This window comes from Fulvivirga lutimaris (assembly GCF_009711525.1).
GTDB classification, from domain to species: Bacteria; Bacteroidota; Bacteroidia; order Cytophagales; family Cyclobacteriaceae; genus Fulvivirga; species Fulvivirga lutimaris.
Genome location: NZ_SMLV01000433.1, coordinates 49,641 through 68,113, shown reverse-complemented (window position 1 = coordinate 68,113; position 18,473 = coordinate 49,641). Strand labels below are relative to the sequence as shown.

14 protein-coding genes are annotated in these 18,473 nt (G+C 37.0%); 8 read left to right on the top strand and 6 right to left on the bottom strand.

Features of this window, described 5'->3' with window-relative positions:
- The 3 genes from ytxJ to E1140_RS19940 form a co-directional block, all read right to left on the bottom strand.
- Positions 1 to 332, bottom strand: a 332-nt coding sequence (gene ytxJ, locus E1140_RS19950; RefSeq protein WP_155188328.1) for a bacillithiol system redox-active protein YtxJ, incomplete at its 3' end; no start/stop codon positions are given.
- A 1-nt stretch (position 333) separates the two neighbouring features.
- A complete protein-coding gene (locus E1140_RS19945) occupies positions 334 to 2,832 on the bottom strand; it encodes a hypothetical protein (protein WP_155188326.1) in 2,499 nt (832 codons plus the stop codon).
- Positions 2,833 to 2,963: 131 nt separating this feature from the next.
- Positions 2,964 to 4,937 (bottom strand): alpha-ketoacid dehydrogenase subunit alpha/beta, encoded by a 1,974-nt coding sequence (locus E1140_RS19940; RefSeq protein WP_155188324.1) that lies wholly within the window; start codon positions 4,935 to 4,937, stop codon positions 2,964 to 2,966.
- 78 nt (positions 4,938 to 5,015) lie between these two features.
- On the opposite strand from E1140_RS19940, the gene E1140_RS19935 reads away from it, so the two are divergent.
- Genes E1140_RS19935 through E1140_RS19910 form a run of 6 tightly spaced genes read left to right on the top strand, consistent with a single transcriptional unit; the run spans position 5,016 to position 13,586 of the window.
- Entirely contained in the window at positions 5,016 to 6,266 is a 1,251-nt protein-coding gene (locus E1140_RS19935) for a M16 family metallopeptidase (RefSeq protein WP_155188322.1), read from the top strand.
- Complete coding sequence (gene ispF / locus E1140_RS19930; protein WP_155188320.1) at positions 6,256 to 6,741, top strand: 2-C-methyl-D-erythritol 2,4-cyclodiphosphate synthase; 486 nt, start codon at positions 6,256 to 6,258, stop codon at positions 6,739 to 6,741. The genes E1140_RS19935 and ispF overlap by 11 nt, the downstream gene beginning before the upstream one ends.
- On the top strand, positions 6,741 to 7,424 hold the full coding sequence (gene mnmC2 / locus E1140_RS19925) for a tRNA (5-methylaminomethyl-2-thiouridine)(34)-methyltransferase MnmC2 (RefSeq protein WP_155188318.1): 684 nt from the start codon (positions 6,741 to 6,743) through the stop codon (positions 7,422 to 7,424). Before ispF ends, mnmC2 begins: the two co-directional genes overlap by 1 nt.
- Before the next feature lie 56 nt (positions 7,425 to 7,480).
- Complete coding sequence (locus E1140_RS19920; protein WP_155188316.1) at positions 7,481 to 10,174, top strand: carboxypeptidase-like regulatory domain-containing protein; 2,694 nt, start codon at positions 7,481 to 7,483, stop codon at positions 10,172 to 10,174.
- The gene (locus E1140_RS19915) at positions 10,174 to 11,280 is read left to right on the top strand and encodes a DUF4249 domain-containing protein (protein ID WP_221412732.1); all 1,107 of its coding nucleotides are present in this window, start codon (positions 10,174 to 10,176) and stop codon (positions 11,278 to 11,280) included. The genes E1140_RS19920 and E1140_RS19915 overlap by 1 nt, the downstream gene beginning before the upstream one ends.
- 2 nt (positions 11,281 to 11,282) lie before the next feature.
- On the top strand, positions 11,283 to 13,586 hold the full coding sequence (locus tag E1140_RS19910) for a hypothetical protein (protein ID WP_155188312.1): 2,304 nt from the start codon (positions 11,283 to 11,285) through the stop codon (positions 13,584 to 13,586).
- On the opposite strand, the gene E1140_RS19905 is transcribed toward E1140_RS19910, so the two are convergent.
- The 3 genes from E1140_RS19905 to rimO are packed head-to-tail and all read right to left on the bottom strand — an operon-like array spanning position 13,564 to position 17,025.
- On the bottom strand, positions 13,564 to 14,133 hold the full coding sequence (locus E1140_RS19905) for a 5-formyltetrahydrofolate cyclo-ligase (protein WP_155188310.1): 570 nt from the start codon (positions 14,131 to 14,133) through the stop codon (positions 13,564 to 13,566). The genes E1140_RS19910 and E1140_RS19905 overlap by 23 nt on opposite strands.
- On the bottom strand, positions 14,123 to 15,685 hold the full coding sequence (bshC, locus tag E1140_RS19900; protein WP_155188308.1) for a bacillithiol biosynthesis cysteine-adding enzyme BshC: 1,563 nt from the start codon (positions 15,683 to 15,685) through the stop codon (positions 14,123 to 14,125). Before bshC ends, E1140_RS19905 begins: the two co-directional genes overlap by 11 nt.
- Before the next feature lie 26 nt (positions 15,686 to 15,711).
- Positions 15,712 to 17,025 (bottom strand): 30S ribosomal protein S12 methylthiotransferase RimO, encoded by a 1,314-nt coding sequence (rimO, locus tag E1140_RS19895; protein ID WP_155188306.1) that lies wholly within the window; start codon positions 17,023 to 17,025, stop codon positions 15,712 to 15,714.
- An 85-nt stretch (positions 17,026 to 17,110) separates the two neighbouring features.
- On the opposite strand from rimO, the gene E1140_RS19890 reads away from it, so the two are divergent.
- Together E1140_RS19890 and E1140_RS19885 are read left to right on the top strand one after the other, a co-directional pair.
- On the top strand, positions 17,111 to 17,572 hold the full coding sequence (locus tag E1140_RS19890; protein ID WP_155188304.1) for a DUF6452 family protein: 462 nt from the start codon (positions 17,111 to 17,113) through the stop codon (positions 17,570 to 17,572).
- Positions 17,553 to 18,308, top strand: coding sequence for a DUF6048 family protein (locus tag E1140_RS19885; protein ID WP_155188302.1), 756 nt, complete (start codon positions 17,553 to 17,555; stop codon positions 18,306 to 18,308). The genes E1140_RS19890 and E1140_RS19885 overlap by 20 nt, the downstream gene beginning before the upstream one ends.
- The last annotated feature ends 165 nt before the right edge of the window (positions 18,309 to 18,473 follow it).

The window sequence follows — 18,473 nt, the reverse complement described above, 5'->3', positions numbered from 1 at the left end:
TTTTTTGCTGCATCAATGACTGCCCGATAAGAAATCCCCATGTGTGAGGTATCATACACCGAGTGCCCATTCTTGAGTACAATTACTTGGGGAGACTGATGCATTACTCCGAACCTATCTACTATTTGATTTGAGATATCTCGATATTTAATAAGATCGAGGTAATAAGGCTTAACATTTTCACCATTATCCCATGACCTTTGAAGCCTGTCAAATGCCATACTGCTGATATTGCATCTTGTGCTATGCTTGAAAATAACCACCGGCTGTTCCTTTGATTCATTTACAGCAGTTTCTAACTGCTCTAAACTGGTTAACTCATTCCAACTCATCCTATTCGTACCAAATATCTCTTTCTTTCTTATCGAACCTAGGTCGCCTTTCCTTTTGCTTTACATTATCGGGCTGACCCTCATTCTTCTTGAACCACTTAGCAAACAACAGTTTGAAGCTAAAAAGTTTCTGCTTCTCTGCAGTTGAGCTATTATTATTTCTCGAATATCTATAACTAGGGTGCCTGTCAGCCATGCTTTTCTTGCTCATCTTTATATTGCCTTGATAATCGGCAGCCTTTATGGCAGCCCTTGAAGGGCCAACTCCTTTAAGTGCATCTTTTACAGCGTGAGGTTTTCGAGCATAACTTCCTACTATCTTATATCTTCCTTCAAACCTTGAACCTTTAGCCGTGGCCTTTGAAGGTGCTATATTCTTTAAAGACTCCTTGCTGGAATTTGGATTACGTTTAACAGACCATGTTACTTTGGTTCTACCTTGAAATTGTGATCCCTTATTAGTTTCCTTTGAAGGAACAATATTTTTTAATGACTCTTTGGATGAATTTGGATTTTGCTTTACAGACCACATAACTTTGGTTCTACCATCAAAGTTTCCAGACTTAAAATAATTCTTCTTTGGTGCTTTTACCTTTAATGCCTCGTTTGCTGAGGCGGGATTCTTTTTATAATTACTACTTCCTTTAACAAAACCCTGATATTTCCCTGTCTGCTTATCATTCTTAAGCGCTTGCTTCACCTTTAAAGATTCCTTTGCTGCATTTGGGTTCTTCTGATACTTAGATTTTCTTTTGATATCTCCTTTATAGGTTCCAGAAAGAGCATCATACGCCCCACCCGTATATTTTGTTCTTTTTGTGTTCCCTTGATAATTAGCAACCTCTTTTTTATTCTTGAAAATTTTAACCTTTAATGAATTATTAGAGGCGGCAGGGTTTTTATCATATTTTTTTGATTTGATATTTCCTTGAAAACTCAATGCCCTCCTTCCCTCGAGAGTCTGTGAGGGTTTTGATATTGACTTGCCCTTATTGTTCCAATTATTTCGAGCAACTGAACCTCCTCCTTTTAAAGGCTTACCGCTCTTTATATTGCCTTGAAATGACCTTGTCAATCTGCTCTGCTCACTATTGTTCGGCTGAGTTGTTGATTTTCCCTTATTATTCCAGTTGTTTCTAGCCACAGAACCACCTCCTTTCAACGGTTTGCCAGTTTTTACATTCCCTTGAAACGCCTTTATACTTTTATCCTGCTTATTATTAGAAACTTTGGTTATTGATGAGCCTCGATTGTTCCAATTATTTCGAGCAACAGAACCACCTCCTTTTTTGGGCTTATTATACTTAATGCCTCCTTGAAACTTCGCTGATTTAATATCCTGACCTGTCGTACCCCTTCCTTGAATTGCCCTACCATTATTATTTCTAAGTTTTGCACTTATGCTACCACCTCCTTTTTTAGGTTTCTTCGTTTTTATATTTCCTTGAAACTTAAACCCTTTAGCAGTGCCTGCACCTGGTGGTTCACTTCCAGATGTTTTTTTACCTGCAATTTCCTTTCTACTGGAGATAGACTTGTATCCTCCACCCTTTATCTTTCCTTTGTAAGCTTTATCATTTCTTCTTTTGTTACCCTGAGGGTATATCGAAAATTGTGCACCTTTAAACTTTGGCCGCTTAGATGTTCTGATCCTTAGCTTATTGCCAGAAATATCTTTCTTCCAGGCGCGCTCAGGTTTTCTTGTGGCTGATTTAAACCCACCACCAAAACCTCCAGAATAAGGTCTATCTCCTTTCCTGCCTTTGCTTGAATATTTTGGCTGTGGCTGTTTCTTGACACCAGGCCTTCCTTCTGTTCTCTTTGTTCTAAAGGTCCTTCCTGTAATATCACCTTTAAATGCCTTCTCCCAGCCCTTTTGCCTTCTAAAAGCATTGTAAGGTGTCTTTCGCTTTCTAACATTATAATTGCCAGAAGCTGATCTTGGAGATACTCTGGTAGACTTTATCCTTCTTTCCGAAGGTCTGCTGGCTGATTGAAATCTCCCTCCCTGATATGATTTTTTCCCTGTAAAAGTTATTCGCTTAGACCTTGTGTTGATAGCACGACCTGATGAATTACCTTTCCATGCCCGCTCACGTGGTCTATTTGAAAATCTGGGGTTAATACTTACTCTTTTTGCTTTTTCAGATGGTCTGGATGTATATCTTGGTCTTGATAAAGCCTTTTTGGCCACACTAGATTCCGTCTTCCTTTTCCTTCCTGCATAAGGATTTGGCTTAGCATAGCTTGCATTTGACTTTAACCTTGAGGATTTAATGCGTTTAACTCTGCGACCTGTTATATCGCCTTTATAAGATTTTTCTCCTTGCCTTGTTCTGGATTTAAACTTGGTAGCCCTTAGCTTTCTTTTATTGGACCTGCCTTTATCTCCTCTTCTCTTGAGCCTTCGGTTAGATTTATTCTTGCGCTCATTTTGCTTTTCATATTTGGTTTTTTCCTGTGCATAGGTTGATCCGCCCTGCCCAAGAGACAAAAACATCAGCATAAGTACTGATGCAAACGTCACTTTCAACAAGAAAGAAATGGAAGCTCTATTTTTTCGATGGAAAAACCTCAAAACATTTACGCGCAAAAAAATTAGGTAAAGAACCTATTAACGCCTCAAGATAATTAAAATTCAACTAAATCTTTAATTTTTTGCTTCAGACGACCTTTTGGTAAAAAATTCTGCTCCAAAGGAGGGGCAAAAGGAACCGCTGTATCTAAACTTGCTTCACGCAAAACGGGAGCATCAAGATGTTTAAAATAATGCTCCCCAATCCATGCCGCTATTTCACCTCCAATACCACCAGTCATACAATCTTCATGCAACACTAAAACACGGCATGTTTTCTTAACTGTAGTAGCAACTGCTTCTTTATCCCATGGAAGCAATGACCTAAGGTCAAGAATATCGGCAGATACACCCATTTCTTCTACTATTTCTTTGGCCCAATGAACCCCCATGCCATATGTGATAATCGATAACTTATCACCTTCTGAAACCAGTTTAGCCTTACCAATTTCTATTGTGTAGTAATCATCCGAAACATCTTCAGTCAATGACCTGTACAAAAATTTATGTTCAAAATAAATTACCGGATTAGGGTCTTCAATTGCTGCACAAAGTAAGCCTTTTGCGTCCACTGGATTCGAAGGATAAACTATTTTCAACCCGGGAGTGTGAAAAAACCAGGATTCATTTGATTGACTGTGAAAAGGCCCCGCAGCAACCCCTGCTCCTGTTGGCATTCTAACTACCACATCGGCATTTTGCCCCCATCGATAATGCGATTTTGCAAGGTTATTAACAATCTGATTAAAGCCGCAGGTTACAAAATCAGCAAACTGCATCTCAATTACTGACTTCCTTTTCTTAATGGACATACCAAGTCCAATCCCAATTATGGCAGATTCGCAAAGGGGAGTATTTCTTATTCTGTCCTTTCCGAAGGTCTCTAAAAAGCCTTCCGTGATTTTAAAAACTCCTCCATAGTCAGCAACATCCTGTCCCATTACCACCAATTCAGGAAATTTCTCCAAGCTTTGTTTTAGTCCATCAGATATGGCATCAACGTATCTTTTTGGAGAAACTTTGGTAGAGGGATCAACTGTACTTTGATTAAAAGGAGCGTACATATCTGCCATCTCCTTTTCAGTAGATGGTGATGGCAAATTCTCAGCATAAGCGGCCTCTAATCCTGAATCAATATCAGCTTGAATCTTAGTTCTCAGCTTTTTGATGGCAGCTTGAGTTAACACTTTTTCTTTAAGCAAATAGGACTCATAATTTTCTAACGGGTCTTTCATTGCCCATTTTTCCATTAGTTCTTTAGGCACGTATTTAGTTCCTGATGCCTCTTCATGTCCACGCATTCTGAATGTCATGGCTTCAACTAAAACCGGCCTTGGCTTCTTTCTAATATTTGAAGCCAACTGTGAAATGGTATTATAAACTTCCAGAACATTATTACCATCAATTTTTACAGCATCAATTCCATAACCAGGTCCTTTATCAATGAAATTCTCAAATTTAAATTGCTGATTACTAGGTGTTGACAAGCCATAGCCATTGTTTTCAACTACAAAAATTACTGGCAAATCCCACACAGCAGCAACATTAAGTGCCTCATGGAAATCTCCTTCACTTGCTCCTCCATCACCCGTAAAAACCAGTGTGGCTTTTTTATCTCCAGCAATTTGATTAGCCAGCGCTATGCCATCAGCAACAGCCAATTGAGGCCCAAGGTGAGAGATCATTCCCACCAAATGATATTCGTTAGTTCCAAAGTGAAAAGACCTATCTCTGCCATTAGAAAAGCCCGACAACTTACCCTGAAATTGGGCAAATAGCCTGTTGTAAGGCACGTTCCTTGATGTAAAAACACCCAGGTTTCTATGCATAGGCAATATATACTCGTCAGCCTCTAACGCATGAGTAGCTCCTACTGATATTGCCTCCTGACCGATTCCTGAAAACCATTTACTGATCCTACCTTGTCTTAATAGAATCAGCATTTTCTCTTCAATCATTCTGGGCCTTAATAAGCCTTCATATAACTGAATAAGTACTTCTTTGGAATGTTTCTTTCGGTCGAACTGCATGATAAAAAATTTGGAGGCAAAATTACTGCATTGAGGGTATCAGCAAAGTGATGGGATATATTTATTTTTGAAACATAAATGATAGAATTTCAGGAATTTACTCTCGATAATGGTCTGCATGTTGTTGTGCATGAAGACCCAACGGTACAAATAGCAGTTTTAAATATTCTTTATAAAGTTGGATCCCGTGATGAGGATCCAAACAGGACAGGTTTTGCACACCTCTTTGAACATCTGATGTTTGGTGGCTCTATTAATGTCGAGAATTTTGACGAGGCATTGCAGGCAGTAGGTGGTGAAAACAATGCCTTCACCAGCCCTGATATCACCAACTATTATATGACGCTACCATACCAGAATATTGAGGCTGCTTTTTGGTTGGAATCAGACAGAATGTTAGGCCTTCCTTTTAGCACCAATGTACTGGAAGTACAAAGAAGTGTGGTTATTGAAGAATTTAAGCAACGCTATTTGAATCAACCCTATGGTGATCTTTGGCTTAAGTTAAGGCCTCTTGCCTATGACAAACATTCCTATCAATGGGCAACTATTGGTAAGGAAATAGGTCATATTGAAGATGCCACAATGGAAGATGTAAAGGCATTTTATAAGAAATACTACAATCCAAATAATGCCATTTTAGTATTATCTGGTAATGTGAAAGTTGATGAGGTAAAGTCATTGGCAGAAAAATGGTTTGGGCCAATACCAGCTGGAGAATCATTTGAGAGAAAAATCCCTGTAGAGCCTAAGCAGAAAAAAAAGAAGTTTGAAGTTATAGAGGCAGATGTGCCGTCAGACATGCTTTATATGGCCTTCCACATGCCTGCAAAGTTTGAAGACGATTATAATACCTGCGATCTGATGAGCGATATTCTTGGCAGAGAAAAATCCTCCAGATTATATGTTGAGTTGGTCAGAGAGCAAAAATTATTTAGCTCCATTAATGCATATGTTACTGGTTCACTTGATCCTGGTTTGCTCATTATTAGTGGGAAAATGTCAGATGGATGTTCACTTGAAGATGGAGAAAAGGCAGTATGGAAGGTAATAAAAGAATTTATAAATAAAGGAACTGAAGAGGCAGAGCTGAACAAGGTAAAAAATCAGGCCGAATCAACGCATGTATTTTCTGAAATTGAAGTTTTGAATAGAGCCATGAACCTGGCATTCTCAGCGCTTTCTGGTGATACTTCCAACATCAACAAAGAATCAGAAAAAATTCAGAGTGTCACCGTTGAAGGCATTCACAAATTGAGCAAAGAAATACTTGACGAAAAGAACTGCTCGGTAATTCACTATAAATCAAAAATGCAGCATGAAAATTAGAACGGGTTTTGGATATGACGTACATAAGTTAGAAGAAGGTCAGGATTTTTGGCTCGGAGGGATAAAGGTGCCCCATACTAAAGGTGCAGTTGGACATTCAGATGCAGATGTGCTCATTCATGTTATTTGTGATGCACTTCTTGGAGCCGCCAATATGCGCGATATAGGATTTCATTTTGCTGACACTGACCCGCAATTTAAAGGTATTGACAGCAAAATATTACTTAGAGATGTTATCAAACTACTAACAGACAAAGGTTGGTCGATTGGAAATATTGACAGTACCATTTGCCTTCAGCAACCAAAAGTTAATCCACATATTCCTGCAATGAAAAGCTGCCTGGCTGAAGTAATGAAAATTGATGAAGAAGATATTTCAATAAAAGCCACCACCACAGAAAAGCTGGGCTTTGTAGGTACAGAAGAAGGCGTGGCTGCTTATGCAGTGGTTCTGATACAAAAAGACCAGAAATAATGCCTGAAGATAATATTAAAATTATCTTCACAGAGGATGGCTCCCATTCCTTATATAATGCCAAGCTGAATGAAACCTACCATTCCTTTCATGGTGCTATTCAAGAGTCCAGACACGTCTTTGTCAAAAATGGCTTGGATTATCACAATGGAGTAAAAGAGAATGTTAATGTATTTGAATTAGGCTTTGGGACCGGACTTAATGCATTGCTGGCAGCAGAATGGGCATTACAGAACGAAGTTTATATTACCTATGATACAATAGAAGCATATCCGATAAGTGAAAAACAAGTGTCTATGTTAAATTACACCTCACTTATAAAAGGTAATAATATACAGGAATGGTTTGATACTCTTCATAAAATTCCCTGGAATGAGCTTCATAAGGTGTCTAACTTTTTCTCATTTAAAAAGGTGCATGATTCCATAACGCAACATACCTTACCTCTTGAAAAGTATGATGTAATCTTCTTTGATGCCTTTGCTCCCAACAAACAATCTGAAATGTGGGAAATGGATATTCTGACCAAAATATATGACAGCATGAGACCCGAAGGTGCATTCGTAACCTACTGTGCTCAGGGACAGCTAAAGAGAAATCTAAAGTCGTTAAATCTAGACGTTCAAACGCTTCCCGGTCCTCCTGGTAAGAAAGAAATGGTAAGAGCAGTGAAAAATACCTAATATATCCCCCATAATACGGCATTTTATATCTAAAATGTTTTACAAGTTTTGTTTCCGTGAGATATACAATACTAGCACTCATCCTGATTTTACCGCTTACTTCGGTTTATAGCCAGAGCACAAACTTCAAGGTGCCGGAACATAAAGTAGGCATATCACTCACTCAACTCATCACACAAATTGAAGAACAAGAGGAAGTAAAAATCTTCTACCTGCCTGAGTGGACTGATGAGCTTATGGTTAACAAGTCCTATGCTGGACAAAATGTTAAAACTGCTCTTGAGAGCATACTCATAGGCAGAAACTTCCAAATAAGGCTCATTTATAATTATGGATTGGTTCTACTTAGAGACCCTAAAATAGATGAAATACGCGCTGACATAATCAGTCAGGCTGAAGATGAAATACCATCTTACAATTTTGGAGATACCAATAATGCAAAATGGGGAGAAGAAGTAACATTAAATGGTACAATCTTTAGCGATGCAACTTCAGAACCTTTGATTGGTGCCACCATATATGCCAATGAAATTGATAAAGGCGTAGCCAGTGATGCTAATGGAAAGTATAACATAAGACTTCCGGTAGGTGAACATTTAATGACAATACAAGGTCTAAATTATGAGACTCAGACATTCTTTGTCAAAATCTATGAGTCTTCAAAATTCGACATCACCCTTCAGGAAAACCCTTACACTTTAGATGAGATTATTGTAGAAGACAATGCCATCAATGAGAGTTTTCAGAATGTTACTTCTGGCACAACTAGAATTTCCTTAGAAGAGATTAAAAAAGCGCCTTCCATGATGGGTGAAGCGGATATAATAAAAAGCGTACAATTGCTGCCCGGGGTTAATTCAGTAGGTGAAGCCAGTGCAGGTTTTAATGTGCGTGGTGGTACAGCGGATCAAAATCTTATACTTCTGGATAATGGAATAATATTTAATCCAAACCACCTCTTTGGGTTCTTTTCATCATTTCATCCTGATGCTGTTAAAGATGTCACTTTTTATAAAGGCTCTATTCCAATTCAATATGGTGGTAAAATTTCATCGGTACTTGATGTTAGGCAAAAGGATGGTAACTCAAAACGACTAAAAGGCTCTGGTGGGATTGGACTTATAACCAGCAGGCTTATGTTAGAAGGGCCGATAGTTAAAAATAAGGTAAGCTTTATGGTCGCGGGAAGGTCAAGCTATTCTGATTGGCTACTGAAGAGAGCAAAAGATGATGAACTTCGCCAAAGCTCAACTATTTTTTACGATTTTACAGGAAAAATCAGTGCCCTGGTAAATAAGAAACACAAACTCAGTGCCTCAATATATCATAGTAATGACAAGTTTAAACTCTCAAGTGACACTTTATATTCATGGCAAAATTCAAGTGTTGCAATCAATCTTGAAAGGACAATAAAAGAAGGTGTATATCACATTAGCAGCCTATCGGCAGGCAATTATTCATATACAATTGAAGATGAAGACCCACTAGAGTCCTTTGACTGGAAATACGGGGTCAATAATTTTCAGGCCAAGAGCTACTTTCTATGGAGAAAGAAAAATCACCTATTAACTGCAGGTCTTGATTTAACTGGATATGAAATAAAAAGAGGTGTGTTAAAACCACAGTCTGCTGTATCAACAATTGAAGAAATTAAATTAAATAATGAGCGTTCTATAATTACGGGAGCATTCATTAGCGATGAAATTCAACTTGGAAAGTTGGCAGTTATTCCAGGAATAAGACTTTCTAACTTTGCACTGTTAGGTCCTTATGACCAGCCACAATATGACCCGAATGAGCCAGTTAATGATTATTCTATTACTGGGGCAAAGTCTTTCGGGGAAAATAAAATTGCAAAAACTTACTTTGGCCTAGAACCCCGTATAGCAGCAAAGTACAACCTGAACTTGCGAAGTAGCATCAAAGCCAGTGTAAGCCGGAATTTTCAATACCTTCATTTGATATCCAATACCACCGCTATATCACCAATAGACTCGTGGGTGTCGAGCAATGAATATATCAAACCTCAAATAGGTTATCAATATTCGCTGGGCTATTTCTATCAAGCTGATAAATCCAATATTTCAACATCTGTAGAAGTGTTTTATAAAAACATTGACAATGTTCCAGAATATAGAAATGGTGCCAATTTATCGCTTAAACAAAACATAGAAACAGAATTGGTAAATAGTGAGGCGGACATAAGGGGTGCAGAATTTTCCTTGATAAAAGAGGGGCGTTTGTCTGGACAGTTGAGTTATACTTATTCCTCATCAAGAAGAAGAACAACAACTCCAGATGAAGCTTTACAGATAAATAACAATTCATTTTTTCCTTCTAACTATGACCAGCCACACAATGTGAAAATTAATACCAATTATGACATCTCGAAAAGATTTGTTTTTTCCGTGAATTTTAATGCCGCAACCGGCAGACCTATCTCCGCGCCTTCTGAAAGGTTTTTGATCAATAATGTTATAGTGACCAACTACCCAGAAAGAAATAATTATAGAATTCCGACCTACCACAGGTTAGATATGTCACTTTTGATTCGGACAAATCATAAAAAGGATAAAAAGTGGGAGGGCAGCTGGACACTTACTGTATATAACGTTTATGGTAGGAAAAATGCCTTTTCTGTATTTTTCGAAGATGGACAAGATGGAAGATATAGATATCCAAAAGCTTATAAGCTATCAATATTAGGCTCTGTATTTCCATCAGTCACCTATAATTTTATTATAAAATGATGAGAAAATTAGTTTTAGTTTTATCCTTCTGTTCTCTTATTCTTTTCATCAATGGATGCGTTGACGAAATAAAAATTGGTATCCCAAGTAATGCCGACCATCTGGTAGTTGATGGAATGATTACTGACCTGCCAGGCCCATACACCATAACACTCTCCTACTCTAATGATTATTTTGAACCTTTCAGCCCAAATAAGGACGATTACAATATAAGAGACTTAGTGCAGGAGGCTAGCGTTTCTGTTATTGATGATCAAGGAAATGAAGAGGTGTTTGCCGAAATATCGCCTGGCGTATATCAATCTTCTGTAGATGGTATGAGAGGGCAAATTGGTACATCATATGTTTTAAAAATAGAGCTAGAAAATGGGAAAAAGTATGAGTCACTAGCGGAGATCATGCCTCAAAATGTAGGAATAAAAGATTATGCTATAGACTACACCAGTAAGAAGTACTTGGCCGATAACCTTGAAAAAACAAAAGACGGGCTAAACATTTCTCTGATACCTAATGGATTTGATGGAACATATGAGTTCTATAGATGGAGATGGGAAGGAACCTATCAGGTTGAAACTAATCCAGAGTTAAAAACTAAGAATGTAGAAGGTCAACAAGTGCCCGATCCACCACCTTGTACATTAGAAACAATACCAGATGATGTAAATGATGTTAGATGTAAGTGCTGCATTTGCTGGGTCACTGAACCTTCAAATTCATCAATAGTCTCTTCTAAAACACTGGGTGATTCAAAAACGCTTCTCCACTTTCTTGAAAATACTCAAGGGCGTTTAACAGGTAAATACTATTTCTATGCCCAACAATTATCAATAACAAAAGAAGCCTATGAATTTTGGAATATTATAAAGCAACAAGAAGATAGTGGGTCCCCTTTCTCGATTACAAATACTGAGGTTCCTTCTAACATTGTTTCAATTGAGGATAAAAATGAAAAAGTGATGGGCTTCTTTAGTGCCGCTTCAGTAAAGGATATTGCTTTCTTCGTCAATAAATCTTATTTAAAAACAGATCCTGTTCCAATGGATGTTTTCAAGAACGATTGCCGGGTACTTAAGTATTCTACGAATGTTAAACCTTCATTCTGGTAACTATGAAAATAAAATCCAAAGCTTTATTTTCTGTCATTCTGCTGCTTATTGGGTTTAAATTTTCCATAGCCCAGAATTTAATTCACTTAGCTACAGATCAGCCTTTTTATTTTGCTGGTCAGGAAATGGAGTTTTCCTTTTTATTGGTAGATGCTTTCACTAAAGTAAAGTCTGAAGGTGATGAAGTTGTTTACATAGTGTTAAAAAACAATGCCCAAGGCAATATTATAGAAAACAAGGTTTTTGCTAGAAGTGGTAAAGGTGAATTATCTGTTCAGATTCCGGCAAATACAAAATCAGGGTTTTATGAATTAATTGCCTGGACTAATCATCTTAAAAATTTTGGCCCTGAAAGCTACTTTAGAAAAAAAATAGCAGTATACACCCCCGATTATGATGGTGGATTAAACCCAACTAAATCTGAGCCGTCATTTACATTTGCCGCTGAAGGAGGACATTTAGTCGATAATATAGCTTCCAGAGTGGCTTATCAGCATATAGAGAAATGCGCTAATCTTAGTGCAATACTGATGGAAGATGAGGATAAAGAGATCCTTTCTATTGAATTATCTAGCCAGGGAATCGGAAGTATCATATTCAAACCAAAGACAGGGCACACCTACCAGTTAAAGCATGCCTGTTCTGGAAAACCTGAAAGTTTCTTCTCCTTACCACAAGTAGAAACCGAAGGGTATGCATTCAGCGCTATACAGCGCAGTCAAAAAACTCAACTCATTGTAAGAAGTTCCAATAAATCACATAAAAATGATTCTTTAAAAATAATTGGGTACCAGCAAAATTATAAAGTCTTTGAGGTGAAAGGGAAGATCAAAAAAGACTATTTCCTTGTAGAAATAAATAATCAAGAGCTACCAGAGGGAGTAGTAAACTTTATACTATTAAATGAAAGTGGAGAAATTGAAGGTAATCGAATGGTATTTAATACAGTAGGTTCAGCAGACTCGCTAGATATCAATTTAAATGCTGATAATTTATCAACACGACAGACCGTCAAAATAGAAATTGGAAATAATAAAGAAAATGCCCTTTTATCAGCTTACGTTCTGAGCCAAGAGTCCTATGACCATTTTAACAAGTTATCTGACGGCTTACTTACTTTTTCAAATCGCTATTTTGACTCGAACCCGCTAAATATTAACCAAACCAGAGACTTAGAAAGCAGAATGATTATAGAGTCTGAGAAATATAAAGAGATTCCTGATACATTTATTCCCACCCGTTACTTCCCTAAAGAAAAATACTTTTTAATGAGGGGTAATTTAGTAGATGATAAGCCACTGCCAGATACCACCACGGCCTTTTTCTTTGTGCCTGAGATTAATACCATTTATCAACTAAAAATTGATCGCCTCGGTTTCTTTGAGGAAGCCATACTTTTTGAATATTATGGTAAACAAGAAATTCCGTTCTATTTAATGGCTGGGGATCATCAATTTAAAAATCCTAGAATCATATCCCGTGACTTCGAAGTACTATCGAAATATAATCTTGCACAGGAATTACCCTGGACAGATCACCATAAAACAGCACAAGCTGAGTTTAATGCCAGGCAGCAAATAGAGAGCGTTTATAATCATTATAGCAGCTCAAAAGAAGATGAAAACAATGATGCATCTACCTTTGATATCAGTCAAATGCTACCCGCACCCGATGCCACCTTCAACCTTAATGAATATGTTGCATTCAGCACCATGGAAGAAACGATAAAAGAAATTATTGCAGGTTTATCTGTTAGAAAAAAGAAAGGAGAGGTAATAGTTAGAATATTTGAAGAGAACTGGCTGAAGTTTTATGGTTTGGAAAAAACCTATGCTTTTGAATCTACACCACTTATCCTAATTAATGGAAGACCTTCAAGTGCAGATCAATTACTTGCTCTTAATCCAGTTGATGTTGAAGAAATAAAGATAATTTCTGATTACGAAAAACTCATGAAGCACTTACCTTTTGGGGTTGGTGGTATTGTATTAGTAAAAATGAAAGAAAATGCTGAACTACCTGATATCAATAATTTTGATTTTTTCAATACTACTGGAGTGACCGAACCTATAGAAAAGAAGAATAGCATACCGGTATCTAATGTCCCTGATATGAGGAGCACACTTCTTTGGCAACCATATCAAAAAGTTTCTGAGACTACAACCTTAGAGTTTACAACCTCAGACAGACCAGGGGAATATGTTATACTTGTCGAGCAAATTGATGAGAATGGCAAAATTAGTTATGCTTCAAAGAGCTTTACTGTATCCTTCAATGGGCTGGTTAAAAATGATAAACCTGACTAGGGGTTATACAAAAATCTAATCTAATATCTGTTGTTTCTATAAATTCTATTTTATCAAGATTGGGTAATAATGAAAGTCCTACTTTTTTAGCTTCTGGTATTTTTTCTAAAAAGCGATCGTAAAAACCCTTTCCATATCCAATTCTATCACCAAGTTTGTCAGATATGATAAGTGGCACCAACACTAAATCAATTAAGCTATCATCAGATAAATCACCCTCTACAGGCTCAGGTATTCCCCACTTATTCTCTTCTATAATACAATTATCGTTCAGTATATAATTCTCCAAATGTCCGTTCCTCAATGTTTTGGGAACAAATATTTGGACTTCGGGTCTAGTTGTTCTGACATATTTAATCAACCGGAGTGTATCTACTTCACGTTTGGAGATAATAGGCAGAAAAGTATGAATTGCATTAAAGCTGTAATTCTCAAGCAGTGATATAAATTTCTCCTTAATTTGATGATTACGAAGCTCGTACTCATCATCACTTAAAAACTGTCTTTTAGCTAGATAGACCTCTCGAAGGATTTGTTTACTGGCCATTGTCAAAAATATGAAACCTATAATCAAAAGGGTCAAGTTGATCAATTAGGTTTTTGACAAATTTTGGGTTGGCTAAATAAAAATTTAGAAAATTATCAGTTCTTTCCTGCAAACCTCCATTAGGGAACAAGTAGTCTAATATTGAATCAATTTGGTTAATCTTATCAGAATGCTTTCTCTTCTCAGCTCGAATAAACTTCTTTTCAATAACCTCTAGCTTGTTCTGGGTTCTCACACTTTGAGCTTCAACATGTGCTTTTAAAGTTGGGTCTATCAACTCAGCCTGAGCTTTGATCTTATCAAAAAGATCAACCAACTCATTCATCTGACCATTTAAAAGCACTTTATTATCGGTATTGTCTAAAGCTATCTGCTTAAAAATTTCATTCTTGTCTTTAAGCATCTCCTCCCATGAGATCCCTGTTTTTTCTATCTTATTAAAGATATGTTTGGGTACTACCATGGCAAAATTTCTTGGCATAAGTGCAGGAAATGAAATTTGATAATGGTCAAATATTGGCTTCAATTGAAACCAATAAGCCACTTCTGATGGACCACCTATGTACGCCAGATTAGGTAGTATCACTTCCTGATATACTGGCCTCAGAATAACATTAGGACTAAACTTTTCTGGAGCCTCCTTTATTAATTTTTCAAGCGTGCTTTGATCAAAACTTATATCCGTATCTAAAACTTGATATAGTCCGTCCTGATACTCAATTCTACTTCTCAATTGATCATCAAGATAAAAAAAGTTGATCTCACGTGGAAAAACTTGAGTTTTGTAACCTATCGATTCTAACTTATCAGTGCAGTCACCTACCACCTTTTTTGCAGAATGATTTATTATATCATCCTCAATAACAGGGATGAATAACCTCTTCAGATCTGTATCATCAGCATCAACAACAACCAACCCCTCTTCTCCAAAAAGCTCATTGACATAGATTCTTACAGCCTCCGCCAAGTTTTTGCCTTGTTTATATGCAGATTTAAAGAAATCCGGTATCCCTGGTATTTCATTCGCCAGTTTAGAAAGTTCTTTGGTATCAAATCTGCCTACTGCACCATTTTGATCTGTTTCCCAGATATGCTTCTTGCCATCTAATCTGAAATATTTTATTTCATCATAATCATGATCTTCAGAAGCCATCCAATACACGGGAACAAAATTACAATCAGGATATTTTTCCTTTAACACCTTACAGGTGTTGATAACTGTAATGATCTTATAAATGAAGTAGAGAGGGCCTGTAAAGATGTTGAGCTGGTGACCCGTTGTAATTGTGAAGGTTTTTGATTCAGCTAGCCGCTTAAGGCTTAATTCAAGGCTAGTTGACTTTGAAATATTCGAGTATTGTTTATCCAAAGTCTGACAGAGAATTTTTCTATTTTCCGCACCGAATTTTCTCTCTTTGATCAGCTCCTCAAAATTCTCTACATGAGGAAAAACATTATAATAGTCCTTCAGTGAATCGTTCTCTTTTATGTAGTCAATGAATAGCTTAGAAAATTTATTAGTGACTTCCAGATCAAGAGATGCTAGCTTCATAAAGAGTTATAATCTATTATTTAAATTTATTTCACCACATCGCCATACAAATCAAACTCAGTGGCATCGTTAATTTTCACATTAACAAAATCTCCCAACCTCAGGTAATTATCATCTGATTCAATAATTACTTCATTATCAACTTCTGGTGAATCAAATTCGGTTCTGCCAATAAAAGTTCCACTTTCTGCTCTATCTATTAAGGTTTTGAAAGTTTTGCCAATTTTCGCCTCGTTGATTTCCAGGGAAATTTTTTCCTGTAAGTCCATAACGGCATTGGCTCTTTCTTGTTTCACAGAATCAGGTACATCATCTGTAAAATTATATGCATGGGTGTTTTCTTCATGTGAGTAGTTGAAAATTCCCAATCTCTCAAATCTGGATCGCTCCACAAAGTCATACATCTCCTGAAAGTCTTGCTCTGATTCACCCGGGTAACCCGAAATTAAAGTTGTCCTCAGTGCAATACCCGGCACCTTTTCTCTTATCGTTTGAATTAGCTCCTCCTGCTTCTCTCTGGTTGTTCCTCTTCGCATAGCCTTAAGCATATTGGTAGATCCGTGCTGGAGCGGCATATCCAGATAATTGCAGATATTGTCTCGCTCGGCCATTACATCCAAAATATCAAGCGGGAAGCCAGTAGGAAAAGCATAATGAAGTCTTATCCACTCTATACCTTCAACATCAGAAAGCTTTGACAAAAGCTCTGCAAGGTTTCTTTTTTTATAGATATCAAGGCCGTAGTATGTGGAGTCCTGAGCAATTAAAAGAAGCTCCTTAGTTCCATTTTTAGCCAAATTTTGAGCTTCTAACACAAGATCTTCGATAGGTTTTGAAATGTGTTTACCGCGCATAATAGGTATAGCGCAAAACGAGCATGGTCTATCACATCCCTCTGCAATTTTAAGATAGGCATAATGGTTTGATGTTGTTAAAATCCTCTCTCCAACTAATTCCTTTTTATAGTCAGCCTTAAATTTTTTCAACAACAACGGCAATTCCATTGTACCGAAAAAAGAGTCAACCAATGGTATTTCCTTTTCCAAATCATCTTTATACCGCTGAGACAAGCAACCAGTAACATATAATTTATCAATTAGACCTTCGCTCTTAGCGTCAGCATATCTGAGAATGGTATCTATAGACTCCTGTTTAGCATTATCAATAAAACCACAGGTGTTTACAATTACAATATTAGCATCATCCTCAGCAGATTCATGAGTGGTATCAATTTTGTTGCCACGTAGCTGTGTCAACATTACTTCTGAATCAACAATATTTTTTGAGCAACCTAACGTTACAATATTTACCTTGTCCTTTTTTCTTCCCTTGGTTTTCAAAATCAGTGGTGTTTAAGGAGCAAAATTAAGAAAAATAAAATTGCTTCTTGGTTGACCGAGGGATAGTTATATTTGCAGCCACTTAATGAGAAAAATAACCGGAATTTTGTTTTTAGCCTATCTATTCTTGGTAGGATGTAATGATCCAGATTGTATTCGTCTGGCAAGTACTACAATGGGTATTGGGTTTTATGATATAAATACCGGTGATGCAATGGCTATTAGAGTAAATAAACTACAAGTAGTTGGTATTGAGGCCGCCTTACTTGAAAATATTGAGTCAACAAATAATGTGCTACTCCCTATTAACCCATCAGATACAAGCATAGCGGCTGTTTTCGATACAGAGTTTGGAGTTGATACTCTAATTATAAGTTACAACACCGTGACCCGATTGATTTCTGAAGAATGCGGAGCAGAAATAATGATTGAAAATTTAAGAAAGGTGAGAAACGACTTCGATTCAATAAGATTTGTTAATAGATCTTTACAAATAACATTAGGTGAGTCTAACGTAGTAACAGAAAATGTTAAGATTTTTAATTAGTATCTTATTTGTTCAGGCTTCGCTGATGTCTTTTGGTCAATCAACCGAAAGTAAAATAGATAGCGCATCAGTAGCTAAACCGGTTCAAAAAGATTCGATACAGAAAGCCCCTTCTAAATTTAAACCCACCGGGCTACGAGTAGGTATTGACCTGGTTAGCTTTGGCCAAGGCGTTCAAAAAAATGGTATTAGAGCTTTGACTCAAGCAGATGTAAGGCAATGGAAGTTTAGTGCAGATATAGATATTTACAGATATTTTCTAAATTTTGAATACGGAAAATTTGAAAGATACTGGATTGCGCCAGCGTCAGAATATTATAATGAAGGTACCTTTATTAAAATAGGCCCCGATGTAAATTTCTTCCATAAAGACCCGAAAAAGAATGCGCTTTTCATAGGGCTTAGATATGCCAGATCTAAATATTCAGACTATATAGTCTATGATTATACTAATCCGGTTTATGGAGATAATTCTAAACGTGCCTCAAACGCTGAATTAAAAAGTAACTGGTTTGAGATCACCACTGGATTAAAGGTGCGTTTGACGAAATATGTATGGTCAGGGTATACAGCACGTTTTAAGTTTAGGGTAAATGATAACTATGATAATAATGCATTAGCTCCTCACTGGATCCCAGGTTATGGTGCTGCCACACGTGAATCAGCTTGGGGTCTGGAGTATTGGCTGATTTTTAGAGTTCCTTTCAAGAAGGATAAAATAGAAGAAATAAAATAGGGAGCTAAGCCTCGACACTTACCTCCCTAAAACCAACACCTGTGAATTTTTGCTTTCTAAAATTACATTTCCCGCTATACTACGACTGCTGAAAAATTAGACTATCAGCAAGATGATCGTCATGATTAAGATAAATAGCTCGAACCGATTGATTGACACATTCAT